This window comes from Mesorhizobium sp. M7A.F.Ca.CA.002.05.1.1 (assembly GCF_003998335.1).
Lineage (GTDB): Bacteria > Pseudomonadota > Alphaproteobacteria > Rhizobiales > Rhizobiaceae > Mesorhizobium.
The window spans coordinates 1-17,853 of sequence record NZ_RZQI01000004.1 but is presented as its reverse complement, the minus strand read 5'-3'; the positions used below and the strand labels follow the sequence as shown (position 1 = coordinate 17,853).

The following is a 17,853-nucleotide window of genomic DNA, read 5'->3' as shown; positions in this document are numbered from 1 at the left end:
CTTTGTTCTTATTTTGTTCACTGTGGGAGTTTGATAATGGAGGCGAACCATGGAACTTCGCTTGAACATTGAAGGTGCAACGCCCGAGGAACTGGCACGCGGGGTCACGGCAGCCGAAGCAGTCTTCGCGCGCGCCGGGATTACGGCTTTGCAAGGCGCGGAAGGTTTGTTCGCGTTGGAAGGCTGGGATATCAAAGGCTTTCCGGAAGACGACCAGCCAACCGAGGACGAGGACCAGGCTGCTTCGGTCTGGATGGAAGCCGACGAGGCTGCGACGACTGCATGTTGTGCGGGCTGGCCGGAGGATAAAGTTCCGGGCCATCAGATCATGGAGTTGATCGACGTGCCCCGAACGAGATTGCAGGCCGAGGCGCTCCCGGACACGTGGCCGGCGCGCAAACAGCTCTATCCCGATGTTGTCACCCGGTTGGAGACCACGACCGGGCCGGACCGCCAGATCGATTTCGATATTGCCTTCGTTCTTGGTTGGGTGCCCGAGCGGCCGACGCTGGATCAGGTCGAGCCGCTTTCGGAAAATGGCGACCGTATCCCCTTCTTCACCAGCAACCTCGCCCAGGTGGAAGAAATGGCTCGCAAGGCGCTCAAGGACTGGACGATCGAGATTGACCAGGACCCCTACGATGCCCACGTTTTCGATCCTGCAGCCAGCGAAGACGGTGAAGAATTGCGGATGGCGGCATGGCGCGATTTCGACGGCTCCCTGCTTATGGAGAAGCCACCTGCAAATCCTGCAATCGCACTGACCCTGGCGGATGCGCGGCCAGTCGATGCATTTCGATTAGCGGTGAACGGGTTACACGGCCATCGTCGATCGATCGTGCTTGGCCACTCCAGGTCGCACGCTGGATAGCTAAAAACCTGACCAGCCCACACCGCACCCGAGGAGAGAACCATGTCAGAAAAACCACCCTATATGCCGACCGGCATTGGAACAGGCATGATGAGCGACGACGAGACCAAGGTCGGCGTTCTGATATTCGAAACGGCGCAAGGGAACTTCGACTTCGCAGTCAATCTGCAGGCGGTCGATATCCTCACCAAGGCCATCAACAAGATCGAGATGCATCTTCGCTCCGGCAAGACGCGCTGAGTGTCCGACGATGTGCCAGATCAGAAAAGCCGAAGCCAGGACCTTCGGGAGATCACGCAGGGACCAGGCATCGTGCGGAGGGGCGGCTGGGCGTCGCAAATCCGTTGTCAGTCGCCGACTGGCTCGGCTGGAGGAAACGCTCGGAAGCCAGTGCTCTCGCGCACGACTCGCGGCGCCGGGTTGACGGACTGCCGCTGCGATCGATCACGACTTGCTCACGCTGCATGCCGGCGGTAGGTGGGCCCGGCCATGTAGCGCTCTCCCGTTAGCATCGTTCCCCGGATTTGGGGGGGCCGGCTAAGTCTTGGTCGACCAATTTCGACAGGACAGCCGTCGATCTGGATTGCCCGTTTGCCGTCCAACGCGACCGAAGTTCTTCGCCCGCTGGTTCGCACCGGATCATTCTCCGTCTTCTCTGCGACGATCGCGACGCGTGGCGTGCGTCACTGGCGGCCATTTTAGCATCAGCTTGACAAGTTAATTGCCCCAAAGCAGTTTCGGTGGGTGAAAAGGGAGGAACAGCTATGAAAAAAGCCTATGAAAAGCCAGTCCTGACCAAGCGGGGAATTCTTTCCTCAATCACGGCGCAAGTCATCGAGTCGGGTCTTTCTGCGACCTGAGCAGGTCTTTGACCACTGGAAGCCCGGTGGCTCCGGCTGGCGGGCTTTTTGGTCTTCAGGGCGTGGATTAGGTCCTGACCGACAAAGGGTGCTACATGGGCGATGAAGAATGCCCGCCCAGCGTACGTCTACGCACCACCGCTGATCGGCCTTCCGTTCCTGGCTGTGCTACTGGCTCTGGATGGGACGACCATCGCAACGCCCTTTGACACCGCAGATGAAGCGGCCGCCCACAACAAGGTGATGGCGGTTACAGGTGCGATACGGCAAAGCGGACTTGATAACCACAAATAGGAGAACCCGTCCATGAGACTGCTACGCATCACACCGGTTGTCATTCTTGCCTGTGCCTTGGCCCTTGCGGCCTGCGCCAACACCGTCCGAGGCGTCGGCAGGGACGTCAAATCGACGGCCAACGCAGTCGACGACACGGTCAATAAACCCTGATGCAGAGGACCGTCACGGTCATCGAGAAGACAACGGGCCGCGTGATCGGAGCTCTGCCGATCGATCTTGCGCAGCAGAATCACGAGGCTTCCGATGATCAGTATTTCACCAAGGCGTTCGAAGCCGCCATGGACAGCGGCCTTATTAGTGAGGCCGACAAGCATGCGGTTGAATTCCGGCTTGAGTAAAGTTGACGTTGCGACGGCTTTCTGTCGCGTATCGGGGTTTGTGGTTGCATGGTTTTGCACCTCAGCCATCCATCAGCGGTGAATCAACACACCGTCTAGTCCAACTATCCCTAGGCACGGCCCGCCGCTGCTATGAATGGGGCGGCGGGTTTTTGACCCGGAGGTGAGCAGCAGCCGCTACTCAGACCCACTCAGCAGAGCAAGTCGGCGTATTGGTAGGCGAACACTCTGCCGTTGCTCTCGTCGGTCACCTTAAGAAAGTAGTTTCCGGATCGGTGGAGCGTCAGGGACCTTTTCGTTGCCTGTGCGGCGGCGCAATAGGATGTCGGGGCCCCAGCCCGGTATTCCGCTATCACCTGGCCCGCAAGACATTCTCGGATTTGATACGCTACGGTCAGCCCCCGGGGTCCGAATCATACATTAGAGATATCTAACATTTCCCTTTTGGCGAGACGGGGTGTACTTTAGTTACCGCTGGGTGATCCTAGCGACCTACACTGCCCGCTGCCGAGAGGTGGCGGGCCTTTTTGTTTATCTGTGGAACGCCGCAATCCAATGGGAGTTGAAATTCTGTCACCGCCCCTTCCGTGGAGGCGATGATGGCCATGGACGTACAGCCGTGGTCGGCCCGCTCCCGCTTCCTCAGTGGGCGGGCCATCTCGCGGGCCGCTCGCTAGCAGCATCTGGTGCACCATGCCGTCAACCTCGATACGCAGGTTCGAATACAATCCGGGCACCAGGGTTCTATCGGTGTGGTTTGTAGCGAGCGGCAGGCAGTACGACTTTCTGGACGTGCCGCCTGATACCTACGCCGATTTTAAAACTGCCTTTGCCAAGGGCCGCTATTTCAACGATCGCATCCGCAACCATTTCGCGTTCCGGCCTGTGGCAAGCTCCGGCTCCAGCGGCTCATGCTGAGGCAGATTGTGCCAAGCGACCTGGCGGAAGTCGCGCATGTCGAACTGCTGGCCGCACACCGGACAGGTCATAAAATTGTTGAGCTCGTCGGCAGGCTCGCCGCCGTGCTGCTTGCCGGGAATCGGCGGTCCAAGGTCGGATAGCTTCGTCATAACTGTCAAACATTCAATTCGTCTAAAATGTTCCGGAACCATTTTAGCGCGCGCTAATTGAATCGCACTATGCGAGTCGGCGCATGCCTCTGAAGTTCATCAAGCCCATGGAGCCCGAGCTGGTCGACACGCCACCGCAAGGCGACGAATGGCTCCACGAGATCAAATTCGACGGGTATCGCACCCAAATTATCAAGGATGAAAACGGGATCCGGCTGTTCACCAAGAATGGTTACGACTGGACCGGCCGCTACATCGAACTTGCCGGAGAGGCGGAGGCGATCGAGGCGGAAAGTTTCATCATCGATGGCGAGACAATCACGGTCAACGAGGCCGGCCTGTCCGACTTCCACGCCCTGCAATCAGCCGTTACCCGCCGTGAGCCGTCGCGGGACCTGTATTTGGTGGCGTTCGATCTCCTGCACCTGAACGGGCATGATCTGCGCAACATGCCGGTGGAAGACCGCCGCGAGATCCTGCAGGCATTGATACCAGCCGTCGGGCGCATTCAGGTCAGCAAAGCCATGCCCGGCACTGGCGATGCGGTTTATCACCTGGTCGACAAGGCAGGGCTGGAGGGCATGATCTCAAAGCGCAAGGACAGCGTCTACCGCAGCGGGCCGACGATGAACTGGCGCAAGATCAAGTGCTATGCCGAAAAGGAAATGGACATCATTGGCGTGCAGCGCGAGGCCGGAAAGCCCGCGATGGTGCTCATGGCCGACAAGGGTCGCTATGCTGGCGGCGCTTTCGTTGCCTTTAAAGCCGACAAGCGTCAGCGACTATGGGATCGCGTGCAAGGGAAGGTCGGCGGACCAGTGCCCATCGGTCTAAAGAAAGAAAAGGCCGAATGGCTTAAGCCTGGTCTGGTCGGTCGCGTGCGGTTCCTAAAGGGCGAGGAAAGGCTCCGCCACGCCAAGCTGCTGGACTACCGTGAGGAATAAGCTGGCGACAAGGTGCTGCCCATGACGCGGAACAGAACCGTGTGCCTGACTGACGTTGTGCCGAGATCAAGGTCTAGGAGAAACGGCATGGTTGCGCCCCGCGCGGTGTGGAAGGGCTTTCTGAGGGTCGGTTCCGTGTCGTGCGGGGTCAAGATAGTGGGTGCCACAAGCGAGGCATCGAAAATCCACTTCAAGATTTTGAACCGCAGCGACGGTTTACCCGTCAAGAGTGCCTATGTCGACGAAGGGACTGGCGATGTTGTCGAAGTCGCGGATCAGATCAAAGGCTACGAGGCGGACAAGGGCGAGTTCATCCACGTCGAGCCGGACGAGATCAAGAAACTGAAACTGACGTCGCAGCACACACTCGATGTCGATTCCTTTGTTCCGGTTGCCGAGATCGACACGCGCTATCTCGAAAAGCCATACTACTTGATCCCGGCTGACGGCGCCTCGCTGGAGGCCTTTGGCGTCCTGCGCGACGCGATGGCCAAATCCCGGAGGTTACGGGCAGCCTAGACACATCGGGCTTTGTTGCCGGATTGCCGTTGTGCCCGTAGCTATAGGTCTCGTCGTTTGGTCACTCCTTGTGACCAACTGGTCGGCGTGGTCACCGTCACCCAAAAAATGATCGTGCCGACCTGGCCATGGACCGAGGCCATGTGAGATTGCGTGGATGATCGTTGCTTTAATCTAGCGCAATGTAGCGTTGAGCGGAAACGAAGTAGGCCCGCCACTGAGGACACAAACAGCGGCGGGCCTTGCTTTGAGACCTGGCCCGGGGAGCCAAGCTGCAAACCCAACTTCGATTTCAGAAACAGGTTCCAGGCCTGCAGAAAAAACTTAACGCTTGCTGGCATTGCATAGGCCCGCCACCGGGTCTCGGAACCAGAGGCGGGCCCTCGCACCAGAGCTTGGTCGTTTCAAGGAGGGAGTCGTCCTCACCAAGCACATCCCGAACTTCGACTGCAGATGCATGTTCCTCAGGTCAGTTCAAATTTATCGCCCTGGGGTCAAAATGCTCGTGCGAGCAGCAGGCATCTAGAGCGGCGTTTTCCTCGCGCCCACGACGGTCGGCCACGGCCGGATGCTCGATGGCCTCGGCTATCTCGATCGAAGTCCAACCCGCTGCCATGACTTTAAAGGTCCATTCGGTGACCTTCTGGCTATCGTGTCGCGGTCAGGATATTCGTCCTGTCGCCCGCGGGAATTATGCGCTGCGTCTCAGTCGGTCGGGCCTTTGGGCTTCGTCTCGGAACGTAGCTCCGTTGAGGAGACAACCGGTGAGAGATCACGTCGAGCAGATGCAGGCACTCAGTCAATTCTTGCCGGGCCGATTTTCCTTGGATGCTTCCAAGTCCAGCTGGGCGCGACTGGCGTGAAGCAAGGCCGCGATCAAATTTTGGTCGGCTGACTTTTTGCCGGTGTATAGGCACACAAGCTCGCGGGCCTGGACCGTCGAATCGGATTCCGGGCTCTCCCTGATGGCTGACGTAAGAGCCCGGGAGAGTATGTCGAAATCCAACAACGAAATACCCGGTCGGCTTCCTTTCATGGCCAAATCCATCCTGTTGGTCTGCAGGCAATACTCGAAAGGTCAATGATGACGAGAATCGGCATCACCCCCATTCCTTCACGTGCTCGACTTCAGAAGCTCCCGGGACATCTCGCCGAGCCCGGCGGCGGCGTGGATAACCGCGGTGCAGCGCCACCGCAATTACAAAGGTTAATTCGGCTACGCGCATCGAGGATCAGATGGTTTGGGACCGAGTGTTCGCAAATCACAGCTATAAATCAAATCTTCAGGGTAAGTTGACATGATTGCCCACCGCCGACCGCCTATGGCTTGGATAGATGTTCAGGAGAAAGCAGCGTAAGGCCTATCGACTTGTCAGATCTGATGCCCCCCGATGTGCAGGATGATCCTGCCCTAGCCGCTGAGGTCGACCGGCTTCTGGCGCGCCGTACGCGCGAAATCAGCCTGCGTGGCGAGATCGAACGCCTATTTCGAGTACGTGTCTGGTCGCAAACGGCCAAAATCATCCGCGCGTGGATGATCTGGGTGGCATTTTTGGATGTGCTGACGTTGGCACTGAACGCGGCGTTGCTTCCATGGGTCGTAGCGCAGTCCATGCTCCTGCCCGGCGCCATCATCCCGCCCGTGGCGTTGGCCGTCGTCCTTGTTTGGCGTAAACCGCAGGCGCCTTGGCTCCAAGGAACCTCGCTGATCGCAGGCATGTTCCTTATCTTGTTGTCAGTCGCATTGGTCGGAGCAAGCGCTGGTGGCGAGTTCTACGAACGGCAATTGAACGTCATGTTGTTCGTGGCCATTACAGCCATCATAATCTTCGGGATCCCCCTGGCCTGGACGATGACTATCGCTGCGCTGGCGCTCGGACTTTATCTCATGCTTCAACTGCAGAACCCGGCCATCGCGCATGGGAGTGCAGTGGCTGGGACGCTGTTCTTCGCCAGCGGTATCTTTGCAACGGTGGCCGCGCGGCGCATCATGACAATTCTCGCTCAAAAGACTTTCCTGTTTGAGCTTCGCGACCGACGCAGGGTCGCCGAACTGGCGAAAGCCAATGATCGACTGGTACTCCTGGCGAGGACCGATCCACTCACCGGCATCTCCAACCGTCGCTGGATGACGGAAACACTCGAGCACCTATGGGGAAGTGATAAACGTTGCCTTGCCGGTGCCGCGATGCTGATGTGCGACATTGATAACTTCAAGAAGCTAAACGACCACCTCGGCCATGCGGAGGGAGATCGGTGTTTGGTAAAGGTCGCAACTATCTTGAAGGAAAACGTCAGGCGTGATCGCGATCACGTTGCCCGTTATGGCGGCGAAGAATTCCTCGTGCTCCTGCCCGGGGTGAACGAGGAAGAGGCCGCCGCTGTGGCTGAACGAATGCGTAAGAGCGTCGAGGCTGCCGCTTTGCCCAACCCTGGATCCCGCGTGTCGCGCTGGGTCACTCTGAGCATTGGAGTTGCCGTTCAGACCGCTGAGGCGATCTCGCCGGAGCAGTTACAGCAACGGGCGGATGCCGCACTTTACCTGGCCAAGCAGACCGGCCGCAACAGGGTGCTGCTTCACAGACCGGAGTTATCCGCGCGCAAACATATTCGGCCGGGCAGCCTTGGGGCATAGGCGTGGCCCGAGATCTGCTCTTCTGAATCGCGGGGTTCCCGTGCGTCGATGATAACAGGTTAGTTCAGGGACTTTGGTCCACCGAGACGACCCAAGGGTTCCCCTGTATCTCCACATCGCGCCCGGCAGACCACGATTTTCGAGAATAATCCCCTGAAACGAGTTTCCGGGTTGTTGCGAACACCCATAGCCGATTCCCGCTGCGTGGATGGTCCAGTAGGAGTTCCACCAAGTGGCCTCAGTGATGGGCGATCATCTGGATGATTTGCCGAGTCTTCGCAAATGCCGAGCGCATGGGCTCCGTCGATTTCTGCGCCCTGCGCCCTATGTTGCGCGCGTTTGGCCAGGTGAATGGCGCCATTACGCAGCCTCTGATCTTGCGCAAGGGAATCTTGCAACAGCCCTCATTAGATCGGTTGCAAGTGCTCCATGAAATCTCCATCTAGTTGGGTTGTAGTCAGAACGCGGTCAAACGATGACACGGCAAGAAGTTCTCTCCGTCATTGGATTAGCCGACGATATTACAGTTGCGGAGATCATCGCAACGGGTGCGTCGATCGAGGAATTGAGCGAGGCGTGGGCGTGGGCTTTTGCTGACGACGCGTTAATGGGACAGGGGCGCCCACTTCCGGGAACACGAGGGGCCGCGCTTATTGACTTGCTTAAGCCCGACGAGGACGACCCGGCTGAACCGGGCACCCGTCTGGAATAGATCAGCAATGGAATGTGCAATTCGGCCCTGTCATCCACGGCAGCGTTGCAGGCACTTTCTCAATGAAGCCGACCTTTGGGCCCGGTTCAGTTCAGTCAAAGGGCTTGCGCGTGGCCTTCAGACTTCCCACCATCGTACGAGTAGCATCACAAGGCCGCGCACGCGCTCAGGAGCGGATCGCACCTTGTTCTTGTCCAGGATGTGCTCACCGATGCGCCGAACCTAAGGTCGACTTTGGTCTCGCCGACCGATGCGTCGCAGGTCGCGTGTGCAAAGCTGCAGAACAGCTCCGGCAGCCGCATGTTGAAACGGACCGCCACCTAAAACACACCGCTCATCAGCTTCACAACTCTGGTGCGCCCGGTAGGGGGCCAGGCCAGCAGCACAGATCGCGACGCCCTCTGGCCTGTCAGTCAGGAGTTTGCCACAGCAACGAAAAGCGATTGTCCCTGCCGGTCGATACGGAACAGCATTGGTCTTTTCTGCTGACGGGATTTCGCCCATTCCTCACGGACGTCGGACGGCTGGGTCATGTTTCGGTTGTTGGCCGACACGATAACGTCGCCTGGCCGGATGCCGCTTTCGGCTGCAAGACTGTTGGGAGCGACATCCTGGACGAACACGCCCGTCCTGTCGGCCTGCAGGCCGAGTTGCTGGCGCGCATCGTCCGGAATGGGGCTCAGTGATAGACCAAGGCGCTGGTCTTCTGTCCCCAGGCTTGGAATGGTACCGGTCGGTTCCTCCTGATCCCTGCGCTGATCGACAGTCAGTGACAATTCCTGGTGTGTGCCGCCCCGGTTCATTGTTACGGTCACTTTCGATCCCGGCTTTTGGCTTGCTGCCGCCAGCGTCAGGTCATGGACGCCTTGGATGTCCTTGCCGTTGAACCGGGTGATCACGTCGCCGGCCTGGATTCCCGCTTTCTGCGCCGGGCTGCCAGCCTCGACAGAGGCAACCAGCGCTCCCTTGGCGCCCGGCATTCCGAGCGCCTCGGCGATGGAGGGCGTGATCTCCTGAAGACGCACGCCGATGAAGCCGCGCTCGATGCGGCCAGTGCTGATCAGCTGGTCGACGATAGTCCGAGCGGTACGCGAGGGCACCGCGAACCCAATGCCTATGCTGCCGCCTGACGGCGACACGATTGCCGTGTTGACGCCGATGACTTCGCCGCGCGCGTTGAACAAAGGACCTCCCGAGTTACCTCTGTTGATCGAGGCGTCAGTCTGCAGGAAATCGTCGTAAGGACCGGCCTGGATATCGCGAGAGCGGGCAGAAAGGACGCCGACAGTGACCGTGCCCCCGAGGCCGAAGGGACTGCCGATGGCGATGGTCCAGGCCCCTGGTTGCATCGCGTCCGAATCCCCCCAGGCCGTCGCCGTCATGTTGGGCCGAGGATCGACTTTCAATACCGCGATGTCAGTTGCCGGATCGCGGCCCACCACCCTGGCGGGCGCCGTCTCCTTGTCGGAGAACACGACATGAATCTCAGTTGCGTCGGCGACGACATGGTTATTGGTGACGATGTAGCCTTCGGGACTGATCACAAAGCCGGAGCCGAGTGCTTCCCGCACCTGGGGCTGGATACGCCCTGCCCCGTCGAAGGGATTGAGAAAGCCGTTGAGCGTCGTTTGATCCTGGATGATCTGCTTGGTCGTGATGGCGACAACGGCTGGCAGCTTCTGACGCACAATTGCGCTGAAGTCGTTCGGAATTTCCTGTGCGGTGGCCGGAGCAAGGCCGCCAGTCGAGAGCATCAGGGCTCCTGTGATCAAGCCAATGCACAAGTTCCTGGAGAGGTAAGACATGACTGGTTCTCCTGCCGGATTCGGGTCCTTGATTTTCGTCCGACGCCAGAACTGAGATTCTCGCCGATTGTTTCACCGGCCCGATAAAATGGTTCTAAGGCGTTGACGACGGGGATGTGACCCGTGCCGAGCCATTGAAACCTGCTTGAGACGTTCCAAAATTTCGTCTGGCGGGAATCGCGAGAGCCGCCAAACTCAACCACGCAGGAGATTGTCTGAAGCGGAGGACCATCAATGGAAGCAGCCATTTCGACCCATTTTGCCTCGATTGAACCCGTGGCCCCTGACGTTTTTCTGGACCGCTTGCTGCATCCGGCACGGCATTTCAAACACCCCCACGACGTTTTGGCCGACGTTGCCCTGGACGTTCAGGAGAAGCGCGCCATCCTTTCGTCATGGGCGTCGGATGCCTGCGCGGTAGAATCCGTGCCAGCGCTTCGCATGCTGCCGGGGGCGGGTGAACCGGTCAGCTTCGATGCGATCATGGATGCGTTGCAACAATTGGATCAATCGGAAGAGCTTGCCGGTCCTGATGGCAGTGACAGCGCGGTGGTGGCCGGGTTCGTGCCATTCATCGATCGGATTTAAGCGCCACATAATTGTTCCTGCACCATGGATCCGTCGGCGAGTGACCCCGCCGGCGGGAGGGCGGCATGGGTGCGTCGCCCGGACTGCCGCTGAAAATTTTCCTATTCTTCCTCTTGAAGGTGCAAGTCGCGATTCTAAATTTGATAGTCGCCGGTCGCCCGATGGGGCCGGCAGACCAGGAGGCGGCAAGGCTCTTGGCGCCTCCTATGATCCATGTTGCTCAAAGGAGGATGTGGTTATGAACCTCGATTTTACCCCCCTGTACCGGTCCAGCATCGGCTTCGACCGCATGGTCGACATGCTTGAGAATGCGAGCCGTGTGGCCTCGTTCGACAACTGGCCGCCCTACGATATCGCCAAGGTTGATGATGATGACTATCGCATCACCATGGCGGTCGCCGGTTTCTCGCAGGACCAGCTCACCATCACTTACCAGCCCAACATGCTGGTCGTGAGCGGGTCGCAATCGGGCGATGAGAACGGCCAGTATCTCTACCGCGGCATTAACGGGCGCGCTTTCGAGCGTCGGTTCGAACTGGCCGATCATGTCAAAGTTGCTGGCGCCAGCCTCGAGAACGGGCTGCTGAGCATCAATCTCAAGCGCGAGGTTCCCGAGGAGATGAAACCGCGCAAGGTCGAGATCTCCAGCGGGGCTCGCATGCCGAAGATCGAAGCGCCCAAGGTCGAGACCGAGAAGCTGGCGGCCTGAGCAATCCACTATGAAGGCATCGCTTGAGCCGGGCGTCCGGCCCGGCTCAGAGACCTACGAAAGGAGAAAGACAATGAGCGTACGTGACTTGATCCCATGGGGCCGGGGCAACGGAAACTCGGCGCCCAGTCTCTTCCCTGATGGAGATCGAGACCCCTTCGTCTCCCTCCACCGGGAGGTAAACAGGCTGTTCGATGACGCCTTCCGCAGCTTTGGCGCCAGACTGCCGGCCTTCAGTCCCTCTTTTGCCGCCACTTGGCCCAGCGTGGAGATTTCTGACACGGACAAGGAAGTCCGCGTCACGGCGGAAATACCTGGCCTGGACGAGAGCGACATAGAAGTCCTGCTGGACAACGGGGCGCTCAAGCTTAAAGGCGAGAAGCGTTCCGAGACCGAGGACAAAGACCGGCAGTTCTCCGAGCGCTTCTACGGTCGCTTCGAGCGCCTCATTCCGCTCGGCTACGAGGTCGAGGAAGACAAGGTCAACGCCGCCTTCAAGAACGGGGTGCTGACCGTGACCTTGCCCAAGACCGAGCGGGCGCAGGCGAAGGCCAAGCGGATCGCAATCAACGGCAAGAACTGACGCACGGCAGTATGAGCAGCGGCCGTAACGGCCGCTGCTCATACCACCCTTCATTATGGGAGGGACAGACAATGGAGACAGTTCAAAGCAGCGACATCAGAAACCCAACCAAGACCTCCGGCCGGCCGGACAATGACAATCGGCCTCGTCTCGACGAGCCGGCTTTGTCAATGGGGCGGTCAGTGTTTCCGGATGGCGTGACGGCACGGATCTACCAGCCATGCCGCTCGGCCACGACCTCAGCAAAGCCCCGCAAGGACTGGCGATTGATTTTCGAACCTCGCACAGCCCCGTTCATCGAGCCGCTGATGGGCTATACGGGCGGCCGGGACACCCTGACCCAGGTTCAACTGGATTTTCCGACGCTTGAGGCGGCGATCCGTTATGCGGAGCGCCAAGGCCTCAACCACGTGGTGCAGGCTCCATCTTCTGGCTGCCAGGCCAAGGTCAGCAACAGGCAAGCATCGGAGCAGAGGCACGTCTTTTCCGACGTGGTTTGGCAACGGCTGCAATTGGCATGGCTTCAGGCAAGCCACAACTATGGCGCTGGTGCAAAGGCAGCGCACATACAGACGGCGCTTTCCGAGCCCGAGACATTCTACGCCTCTCCGATGGAGGTCGTGGATGACCCGGTACTCGCACTCGACGAGAAACTTGCCGTGCTCAAGAACTGGGCCTGGAACGAGTACCTGATCGACCTGGCCACCGCAGAAGGCATGCCGGAAAATGCACGTCCGACGCGACGGGACGAGGTTGAACTCGCTCTGCTGGCCTTGGAGGGCCGCACCCAGAGATTCCAGACTCGGCTCAGCCCGGTATGCTCCCGGATAGCCGCATGACTGGAGGCAAGAATGGACCCACTGATCGACTTCGACGCCCAACGTACGATCCCGAACCCCTTCGCGCTTGCGGTCGCGGCAGCGGGCCGGGCGCGCGGCGCAGCGCCCCGGTTGGCGGCCAGCCCGAAGAGCCGGCCGCATCTCGCATTGAGTGAGATCGCCGGCAATGCGTTCGAACCTCGGGAGATCGAATCCTTCCTCCTGACTGAGCCGATCTCGCCGAAGGGCTGCGTCCGTTTCAAATCGGGACCCAAGAAGCTTTGCGGCATCGGGCCGAACAGGCCCGCTGCCGCACCCGCCCTCGACTCAAGGGCGGTACATTGACGTACTGAAACGCAGGAAAGGAGAATGATCGATGTTGAAGAATCTCACTTCCGACAGCAGCAGGCCGGCGCTCGATGTCGTAAATATCCTTGCCGGCATCGCGCTGGCGCTCTCGCCCTGGCTCCTTGGCTATGCTGCCGATGCTGTTGCCGTCTGGCACGCCTTCATCGCGGGCGTAATCACCGTTCTGATCGCGGCGCGCGCGTTGGTGGCGTTCCACAAATTTGAAGAATGGGCGAACCTTGTCGTCGGCCTGTGGATTGTGGCCGCACCTTGGGTGCTTGGCTTTGCCGGCCTGGCGGCAGCAATGTGGTCGCACGTCATCGCTGGCGTTGTGGTTGCGGCCCTGGCAGCAGCCAGCCTTTGGCTCGCGAACAACCGACCGCTTTCTGCAGCCTGATCATAGCCGCTGGCGGGTCCGGATCTTCCGGGCCCGCTCTTTTTTTACGCGCGAGACCACAATCGATGCTGATGCCGTTCCGGTTCGGCGATCTATCCCGCGTTTGTGTGAAGTGGCCGCCATGGACATGAGTAACAGGAAACACAGTTCAACCTCTGGTACTGGATCGGCCCTTCGCGGGGCTGCTGCACTCCAGTACATCTTGACGCGAATTCCCATAGCCGGTTCGAGGCCGCCCTGCTACGCGAGGGCAAGATCGCCGACGTGCAGGTTGGTGGCTCGAAGCCCTCGCGGACTGAACCGACGCGCGGCAGCGGGATGGGGTGCACGGCGACACGATTGCCAAGAGGCTGCTGGGCTCGGCCGGCCACTTCTCTCTTGAACTGAAAAGAGGCATTTCCAATATCCTCTCTGTGCCGAGAAGGCGTCACGCGGACCGGCATGCTTTTGCCGAGGAAAATCCTGCGTCACCCGAAGAGGCACAAGCGTCGCTTTAGGCTGGAAGGGAGGTCACGATGGAAAGCGCTACGTTCAAACAGCCGATTTTTGTACGAGATGACAGTCTCGTCCTCAGAAAAATCGGTTGCGTCATGGATGCCATAGAATTTCTGGAAGAATGGCCGGTCGAAAGGCGCGGCCTTCTCCACGGGGCGGCGTGTGATACATGCTACTCGGCATATGATGGTCGCAAGTCTGTCGAGGCCGCGCACAAGACGTTTGTGACCTGGGCACGCAGGGTGGGTGTGATCGAAGACATTCCCGTGGCGCCGCCTTGGATGACAGGGCCGAAGATTGGCGGTGCAGACGAACTTATAGAAAGTGACCGTTAAACGCCCTGCGGCGGCAATCATGCGTTGACTTCGGCGCTATCGAAAGCCTAAGTCCCGGCTCCGCCCTCACGTCCAAGGCATTTTAACCCACCGAGGTTTCTAAATGGGCGAAAAATACACCAAAGCGCGTGAGCACTTTTTTGCGGCCGTTCGCGCGTTAGCGGCCTCTTCCGACAGCATTCAAACGCGGCTGATAGACGCCAACGTAAATATTTTGAACGTCACGATCGATGAATTCGACGGCGACCGAGAGCTCAAATTCAAGTTTGCGAAATTGTTAGACCTTCTGGCCGTCGATCAGGACGATATGGAGACTGTCGCTCTTGAGACCGCCGCGCATATGACTGATTTTGAAGCGACTAAGGTCGCGGATCTGATTTGCGATTTTTACTATGAGATCACCTAGCTCCGCGCGAGTTCACCCGCCGCGCGGCATGCGCCAGATGCCTGACTGACAGGCCGTGACCAGCGATCCCACGCGGCCGCTGCCGTACTGGTGCCACCCGAAGCCAAGCCCATGAGCTCCAGCGGGTACCCTCGGCGCTGGCTGCCTTCACTCCTGCATCATCCTTTAGCTTGCCGACAGGAATAGTTAGTGGGGAGCGACAAAGAGATGGCCGGTCGCGCGTGATGGCGCGGCTCGGCCTGAGAAGTAATTGGATCGGGCGGCCGAAGGACATCCCCCCTGCCATCGCTTTCGGCCGCAAGCGACTTCTCGGCGCCCGCAAACTGCCTGCGCTTGTCGGCCAGTTCAGCAGTGAATGCGAAGCTTTTGCCACCACGAGATTGGTAGATCCCATGCTCAAGTGCAGAGACCAGCTTTGCAATAGCGAAAGCCCGGCATCCTGGCGAACAACGGCACCCTTCAATCACGGCCGGGTAGGTTGAGCTCTATCCAGGCTGGCGCATGATCACTCGGTTTTTCCCAGCCGCGCAAATCAGCGTCCACGCCGGCATCACGTAATCTGGACGAAAGTGACGGGCTGACGAGGAGATGGTCCATGCGCAGGCCGGAGCTCCTGTCGAAACCGCCACGATACGAAAAGTTCCAATACGTATAGATGCCCTTCTCCGGATGGATACGGCGGACAGCATCGATCCAGCCATAACCAAGCATTTCGGCGTAAGCTTGCCGGCTCTCCGGAAAGTAGACCGCATCGCCTAGCCAACGTCCTGGCACCGCGGCATCGATCGGCGTTGGCACGACATTATAGTCGCCGCACAGAACGCTCGGGGAGCCTTCCCTGAGCAGTACCTGGCTGTAGCTGATCAGACGATCGAACCATCGGAGCTTGTAGTCGAATTTCGGGCCAGGCGCTGGATTGCCGTTGGGCAGGTACAGACAGCCGATCACGATCCCATCCACCTCCGCCTCGATATACCGGCTGTGAGTATCGTCAGGATCACCCGGGAGGCCACGCCGACGCTCCAGCGGCTCTTTCCCTCGGGCGAGTACAGCTACACCGTTATAAGACTTCTGCCCATGCCAGACGGCACCGTAACCGGCGTTCCTGATGGCTTCGGCGGGAAATTTCTCATCCGAGGTCTTCAACTCCTGAAGGCAGACGATGTCATAGTTGGTCTGACCTAGCCATCTGATGAGCACCGGCAGGCGACCGTTCACGCCATTCAAATTGAAGGTCGCGATGCGTGTCATTGCATTATGCCGGCGGCGGGGTTGTCAGTCTTGCAGGCAGCCTCGCCAATAACCGCCGCTCCTTTTCTATACCGGCGCAAATCTCGCGCCTGGGCTGGCGACCGATGTGTCTCGATGCCATGTTTTACCTCCTGCGCCCTCCCCTCTTCTGGCACGCGACCGATCCTTTGGGGAGGCTCGCCCGCAGCCGCTCTCTCGTTCGATTTAGACGGTGTTGTCCTCTCAGCTCCTTAACCGCGGTACGGGGGGAAAGTTTCACTACAGCTTTGGCATTTCGCGTGGGTTCAGGGGTCCGGAGGCTTGCTAGGCAGATGAACTTTTAGGGCCGTCACTGCGTTGCCTGCGACAAAACGCGAACGATGCATTGTGATGGATTACAACCCACGTCCCGGGCCGCAGAAGCAGGAGGCAAGTGGCGCCGAAGCCCGCTTTTCCTTCGATCGAATGGCGGTCGAGCGGTTTCAGCAGGCTTTTCCGCGCGCGAGATGGAGTGACGAGCGCAAGAGCTGGTTCGTGCCCGGCACAACGGCAGCCCGGCGGATTGACCGGTGGCTAGCGCAAGAGGCAGCGCTACGACGCCCGACGACGACAGCAAGGGACGAGATGCCTTCGCCTTCGATCCAATATCGAGCCAATATCTGGACATCGCGGACGACCTGCGCATTCGTACGCCCTACTCGAGGACAGTGCTTGAAGAGTTGCGTGCCGTCCCGTGGTCGAGTTGGGACGACGAATTGCGGGCCTGGAGAGTTCCATTTCGCTCATATGACGAGCTCCGGCGCCGGTGGCCAAGCATCGAAAAAGCTGCTCGCCATGCCGAGCCGGAGGAAAGAAAACGGCGACGTGTGGACGCCAGAAATACTGAAGGCTACAGAGCCTCGCGCCAACTGGCTGCTGAACGCCGGCGTCACCGCTACCCGTTGCCAACTCACGATCAACCTCACCTGGGTCGCGCTGTCGCAACCGAGCTCTACGGGGTCGTCGTCTTCACCGACATTTCCGGTGAAGTGGTCGCGCCATCAGACGCAACTTCCCTTTATCCTCACGCAATGGCTTCGAACGGCGAATTCGTTTGGGGCAGATGGCGCTCCGCTACACTGGGCGAACTTGTAAGGACATGGCCCGCAAGGGTGGCCGCTGGCCCGACCGAACGCCTGAGGGGTTGGTGGTGGCCAACACTTGCCGAGCTTAGAGTTGCCCGTCGAAAAGCCCGCAGTCGAGAGCGTATTGGGCGAAGTCGCAGCCGGCAGATGTGACGCTCGCATCCGGCCGTGCGGCTGGCACGAAGGTCGCTAATCGGGCTCTCCGTCGAGCGGACCTCAGGCACGTTTACGGCAGCACGAGGTCGTAGCGTTGAATGATGGGCGTGTGTTTCGGCAGAGAATTCAGCCCCCCGCTCAAGCGTCAGCTTCGCCAGTTTCACTCCGGCCGAGCTATTCCCGAAGGAACGGGGCGCCATGAAAGCCGTTGGATGCTTTTCAGCGAGAAGTCGTCATGCACCTCTTCCAAATCCTGCTTCCGCGCGCGGACAATGACGGCCGGCCATTTGAGCGGGAAGCTTTCGATCGGGTCAAGGAAGAGCTGGCTGCCCGGTTCGATGGCGTGACTGCCTACCTTCAGGCGCCAGCGGAGGGGTTGTGGCAAAAGGGTGCCGACTCCGCCATCGACGAAATTGTCATCTTCGAGGTCATGGCGGAAGAAGTCGACTTGTCCGATTGGTGCGCCCGCCGCTCCGAACTGGAGCGCCGTTTCCGGCAAGACAGGGTAATCATCCGTTACATGCCGATGGCATTGGTCTAGCGCGACACCGTCGTCGCGTTCGCGATCCTCGTGTTCAGCGAGATATTTTGAACGATGAAGAGTGTCCAGGTG

The 17,853-nt window shown here is 59.3% G+C and carries 22 protein-coding genes and 1 pseudogene; 19 read left to right on the top strand and 4 right to left on the bottom strand.

Annotation, left to right across the window (positions count from 1 at the left end; translation table 11 throughout):
- Nucleotides 1-49: 49 nt before the first annotated feature.
- From EN939_RS00650 to EN939_RS00625, 6 genes are all read left to right on the top strand, one after another.
- Complete coding sequence (locus EN939_RS00650; RefSeq protein ID WP_236383366.1) at nt 50-871, top strand: hypothetical protein; 822 nt, start codon at nt 50-52, stop codon at nt 869-871.
- Between the two features lie 42 nt (nt 872-913).
- Nucleotides 914-1,111, top strand: coding sequence for a hypothetical protein (locus tag EN939_RS00645; protein ID WP_127266529.1), 198 nt, complete (start codon nt 914-916; stop codon nt 1,109-1,111).
- 722 nt (nt 1,112-1,833) lie between these two features.
- Complete coding sequence (locus tag EN939_RS38475) at nt 1,834-2,025, top strand: hypothetical protein (RefSeq protein ID WP_127266528.1); 192 nt, start codon at nt 1,834-1,836, stop codon at nt 2,023-2,025.
- Nucleotides 2,026-2,037: 12 nt separating this feature from the next.
- A complete protein-coding gene (locus EN939_RS00635; RefSeq protein WP_127266527.1) occupies nt 2,038-2,178 on the top strand; it encodes an entericidin A/B family lipoprotein in 141 nt (46 codons plus the stop codon).
- Entirely contained in the window at nt 2,178-2,366 is a 189-nt protein-coding gene (locus EN939_RS00630) for a hypothetical protein (protein WP_236383367.1), read from the top strand. The genes EN939_RS00635 and EN939_RS00630 overlap by 1 nt, the downstream gene beginning before the upstream one ends.
- A 693-nt stretch (nt 2,367-3,059) precedes the next feature.
- Entirely contained in the window at nt 3,060-3,284 is a 225-nt protein-coding gene (locus tag EN939_RS00625) for a KTSC domain-containing protein (protein ID WP_164748849.1), read from the top strand.
- On the opposite strand, the gene EN939_RS00620 is transcribed toward EN939_RS00625, so the two are convergent.
- Nucleotides 3,209-3,478 carry a hypothetical protein gene (locus tag EN939_RS00620; RefSeq protein WP_236383369.1) on the bottom strand — a complete coding sequence of 90 codons (270 nt, stop codon included), beginning with the start codon at nt 3,476-3,478 and terminating at the stop codon, nt 3,209-3,211. The two genes, EN939_RS00625 and EN939_RS00620, sit on opposite strands and share 76 nt — an antisense overlap.
- Before the next feature lie 41 nt (nt 3,479-3,519).
- Between EN939_RS00620 and EN939_RS00615 the strand changes: the two genes are divergently transcribed.
- The 4 genes from EN939_RS00615 (at nt 3,520) to EN939_RS38470 (ending at nt 8,246) form a co-directional block, all read left to right on the top strand.
- Nucleotides 3,520-4,380, top strand: a complete 861-nt coding sequence (locus tag EN939_RS00615) for an ATP-dependent DNA ligase (RefSeq protein ID WP_127266525.1) — start codon at nt 3,520-3,522, stop codon at nt 4,378-4,380.
- Between the two features lie 87 nt (nt 4,381-4,467).
- Nucleotides 4,468-4,899 (top strand): non-homologous end joining protein Ku, encoded by a 432-nt coding sequence (ku, locus tag EN939_RS00610; RefSeq protein ID WP_236383371.1) that lies wholly within the window; start codon nt 4,468-4,470, stop codon nt 4,897-4,899.
- 1,381 nt (nt 4,900-6,280) lie between these two features.
- On the top strand, nt 6,281-7,534 hold the full coding sequence (locus EN939_RS00600; protein ID WP_127266537.1) for a GGDEF domain-containing protein: 1,254 nt from the start codon (nt 6,281-6,283) through the stop codon (nt 7,532-7,534).
- Between the two features lie 475 nt (nt 7,535-8,009).
- Complete coding sequence (locus EN939_RS38470) at nt 8,010-8,246, top strand: hypothetical protein (RefSeq protein WP_127266523.1); 237 nt, start codon at nt 8,010-8,012, stop codon at nt 8,244-8,246.
- A 413-nt stretch (nt 8,247-8,659) separates the two neighbouring features.
- Here EN939_RS38470 and EN939_RS00590 read toward each other — a convergent pair whose 3' ends face one another.
- The gene (locus EN939_RS00590; protein ID WP_236383373.1) at nt 8,660-10,000 is read right to left on the bottom strand and encodes a Do family serine endopeptidase; all 1,341 of its coding nucleotides are present in this window, start codon (nt 9,998-10,000) and stop codon (nt 8,660-8,662) included.
- 285 nt (nt 10,001-10,285) lie between these two features.
- Here EN939_RS00590 and EN939_RS00585 point away from each other — a divergent pair, with 285 nt between their 5' ends.
- The 8 genes from EN939_RS00585 (at nt 10,286) to EN939_RS00550 (ending at nt 14,730) form a co-directional block, all read left to right on the top strand.
- Nucleotides 10,286-10,639, top strand: a complete 354-nt coding sequence (locus EN939_RS00585; protein WP_127266521.1) for a hypothetical protein — start codon at nt 10,286-10,288, stop codon at nt 10,637-10,639.
- A gap of 238 nt (nt 10,640-10,877) precedes the next feature.
- The gene (locus tag EN939_RS00580) at nt 10,878-11,348 is read left to right on the top strand and encodes an Hsp20 family protein (RefSeq protein WP_127266520.1); all 471 of its coding nucleotides are present in this window, start codon (nt 10,878-10,880) and stop codon (nt 11,346-11,348) included.
- 73 nt (nt 11,349-11,421) lie between these two features.
- On the top strand, nt 11,422-11,931 hold the full coding sequence (locus EN939_RS00575; RefSeq protein ID WP_013525023.1) for an Hsp20/alpha crystallin family protein: 510 nt from the start codon (nt 11,422-11,424) through the stop codon (nt 11,929-11,931).
- 71 nt (nt 11,932-12,002) lie between these two features.
- Nucleotides 12,003-12,770, top strand: a complete 768-nt coding sequence (locus EN939_RS00570; RefSeq protein ID WP_127266519.1) for an NADH dehydrogenase ubiquinone Fe-S protein 4 — start codon at nt 12,003-12,005, stop codon at nt 12,768-12,770.
- A 12-nt stretch (nt 12,771-12,782) separates the two neighbouring features.
- Complete coding sequence (locus tag EN939_RS00565; protein WP_127266518.1) at nt 12,783-13,094, top strand: RNA polymerase rpb6; 312 nt, start codon at nt 12,783-12,785, stop codon at nt 13,092-13,094.
- Between the two features lie 31 nt (nt 13,095-13,125).
- Nucleotides 13,126-13,494, top strand: coding sequence for an SPW repeat protein (locus EN939_RS00560; protein ID WP_127266517.1), 369 nt, complete (start codon nt 13,126-13,128; stop codon nt 13,492-13,494).
- Nucleotides 13,495-14,009: 515 nt separating this feature from the next.
- Entirely contained in the window at nt 14,010-14,324 is a 315-nt protein-coding gene (locus tag EN939_RS00555) for a DUF982 domain-containing protein (protein ID WP_127266516.1), read from the top strand.
- 103 nt (nt 14,325-14,427) lie between these two features.
- Nucleotides 14,428-14,730, top strand: a complete 303-nt coding sequence (locus EN939_RS00550) for a hypothetical protein (RefSeq protein WP_127266515.1) — start codon at nt 14,428-14,430, stop codon at nt 14,728-14,730.
- A 459-nt stretch (nt 14,731-15,189) separates the two neighbouring features.
- Here EN939_RS00550 and xth read toward each other — a convergent pair whose 3' ends face one another.
- Entirely contained in the window at nt 15,190-15,981 is a 792-nt protein-coding gene (xth, locus tag EN939_RS00545) for an exodeoxyribonuclease III (protein WP_127266514.1), read from the bottom strand.
- A 369-nt stretch (nt 15,982-16,350) separates the two neighbouring features.
- Between xth and EN939_RS39960 the strand changes: the two are divergent.
- A pseudogene (locus EN939_RS39960) lies at nt 16,351-17,237 on the top strand (hypothetical protein).
- A gap of 163 nt (nt 17,238-17,400) precedes the next feature.
- Here EN939_RS39960 and EN939_RS38465 read toward each other — a convergent pair.
- The coding region (locus tag EN939_RS38465) for a hypothetical protein (protein ID WP_206528259.1) at nt 17,401-17,853 on the bottom strand (453 nt) is incomplete at its 5' end.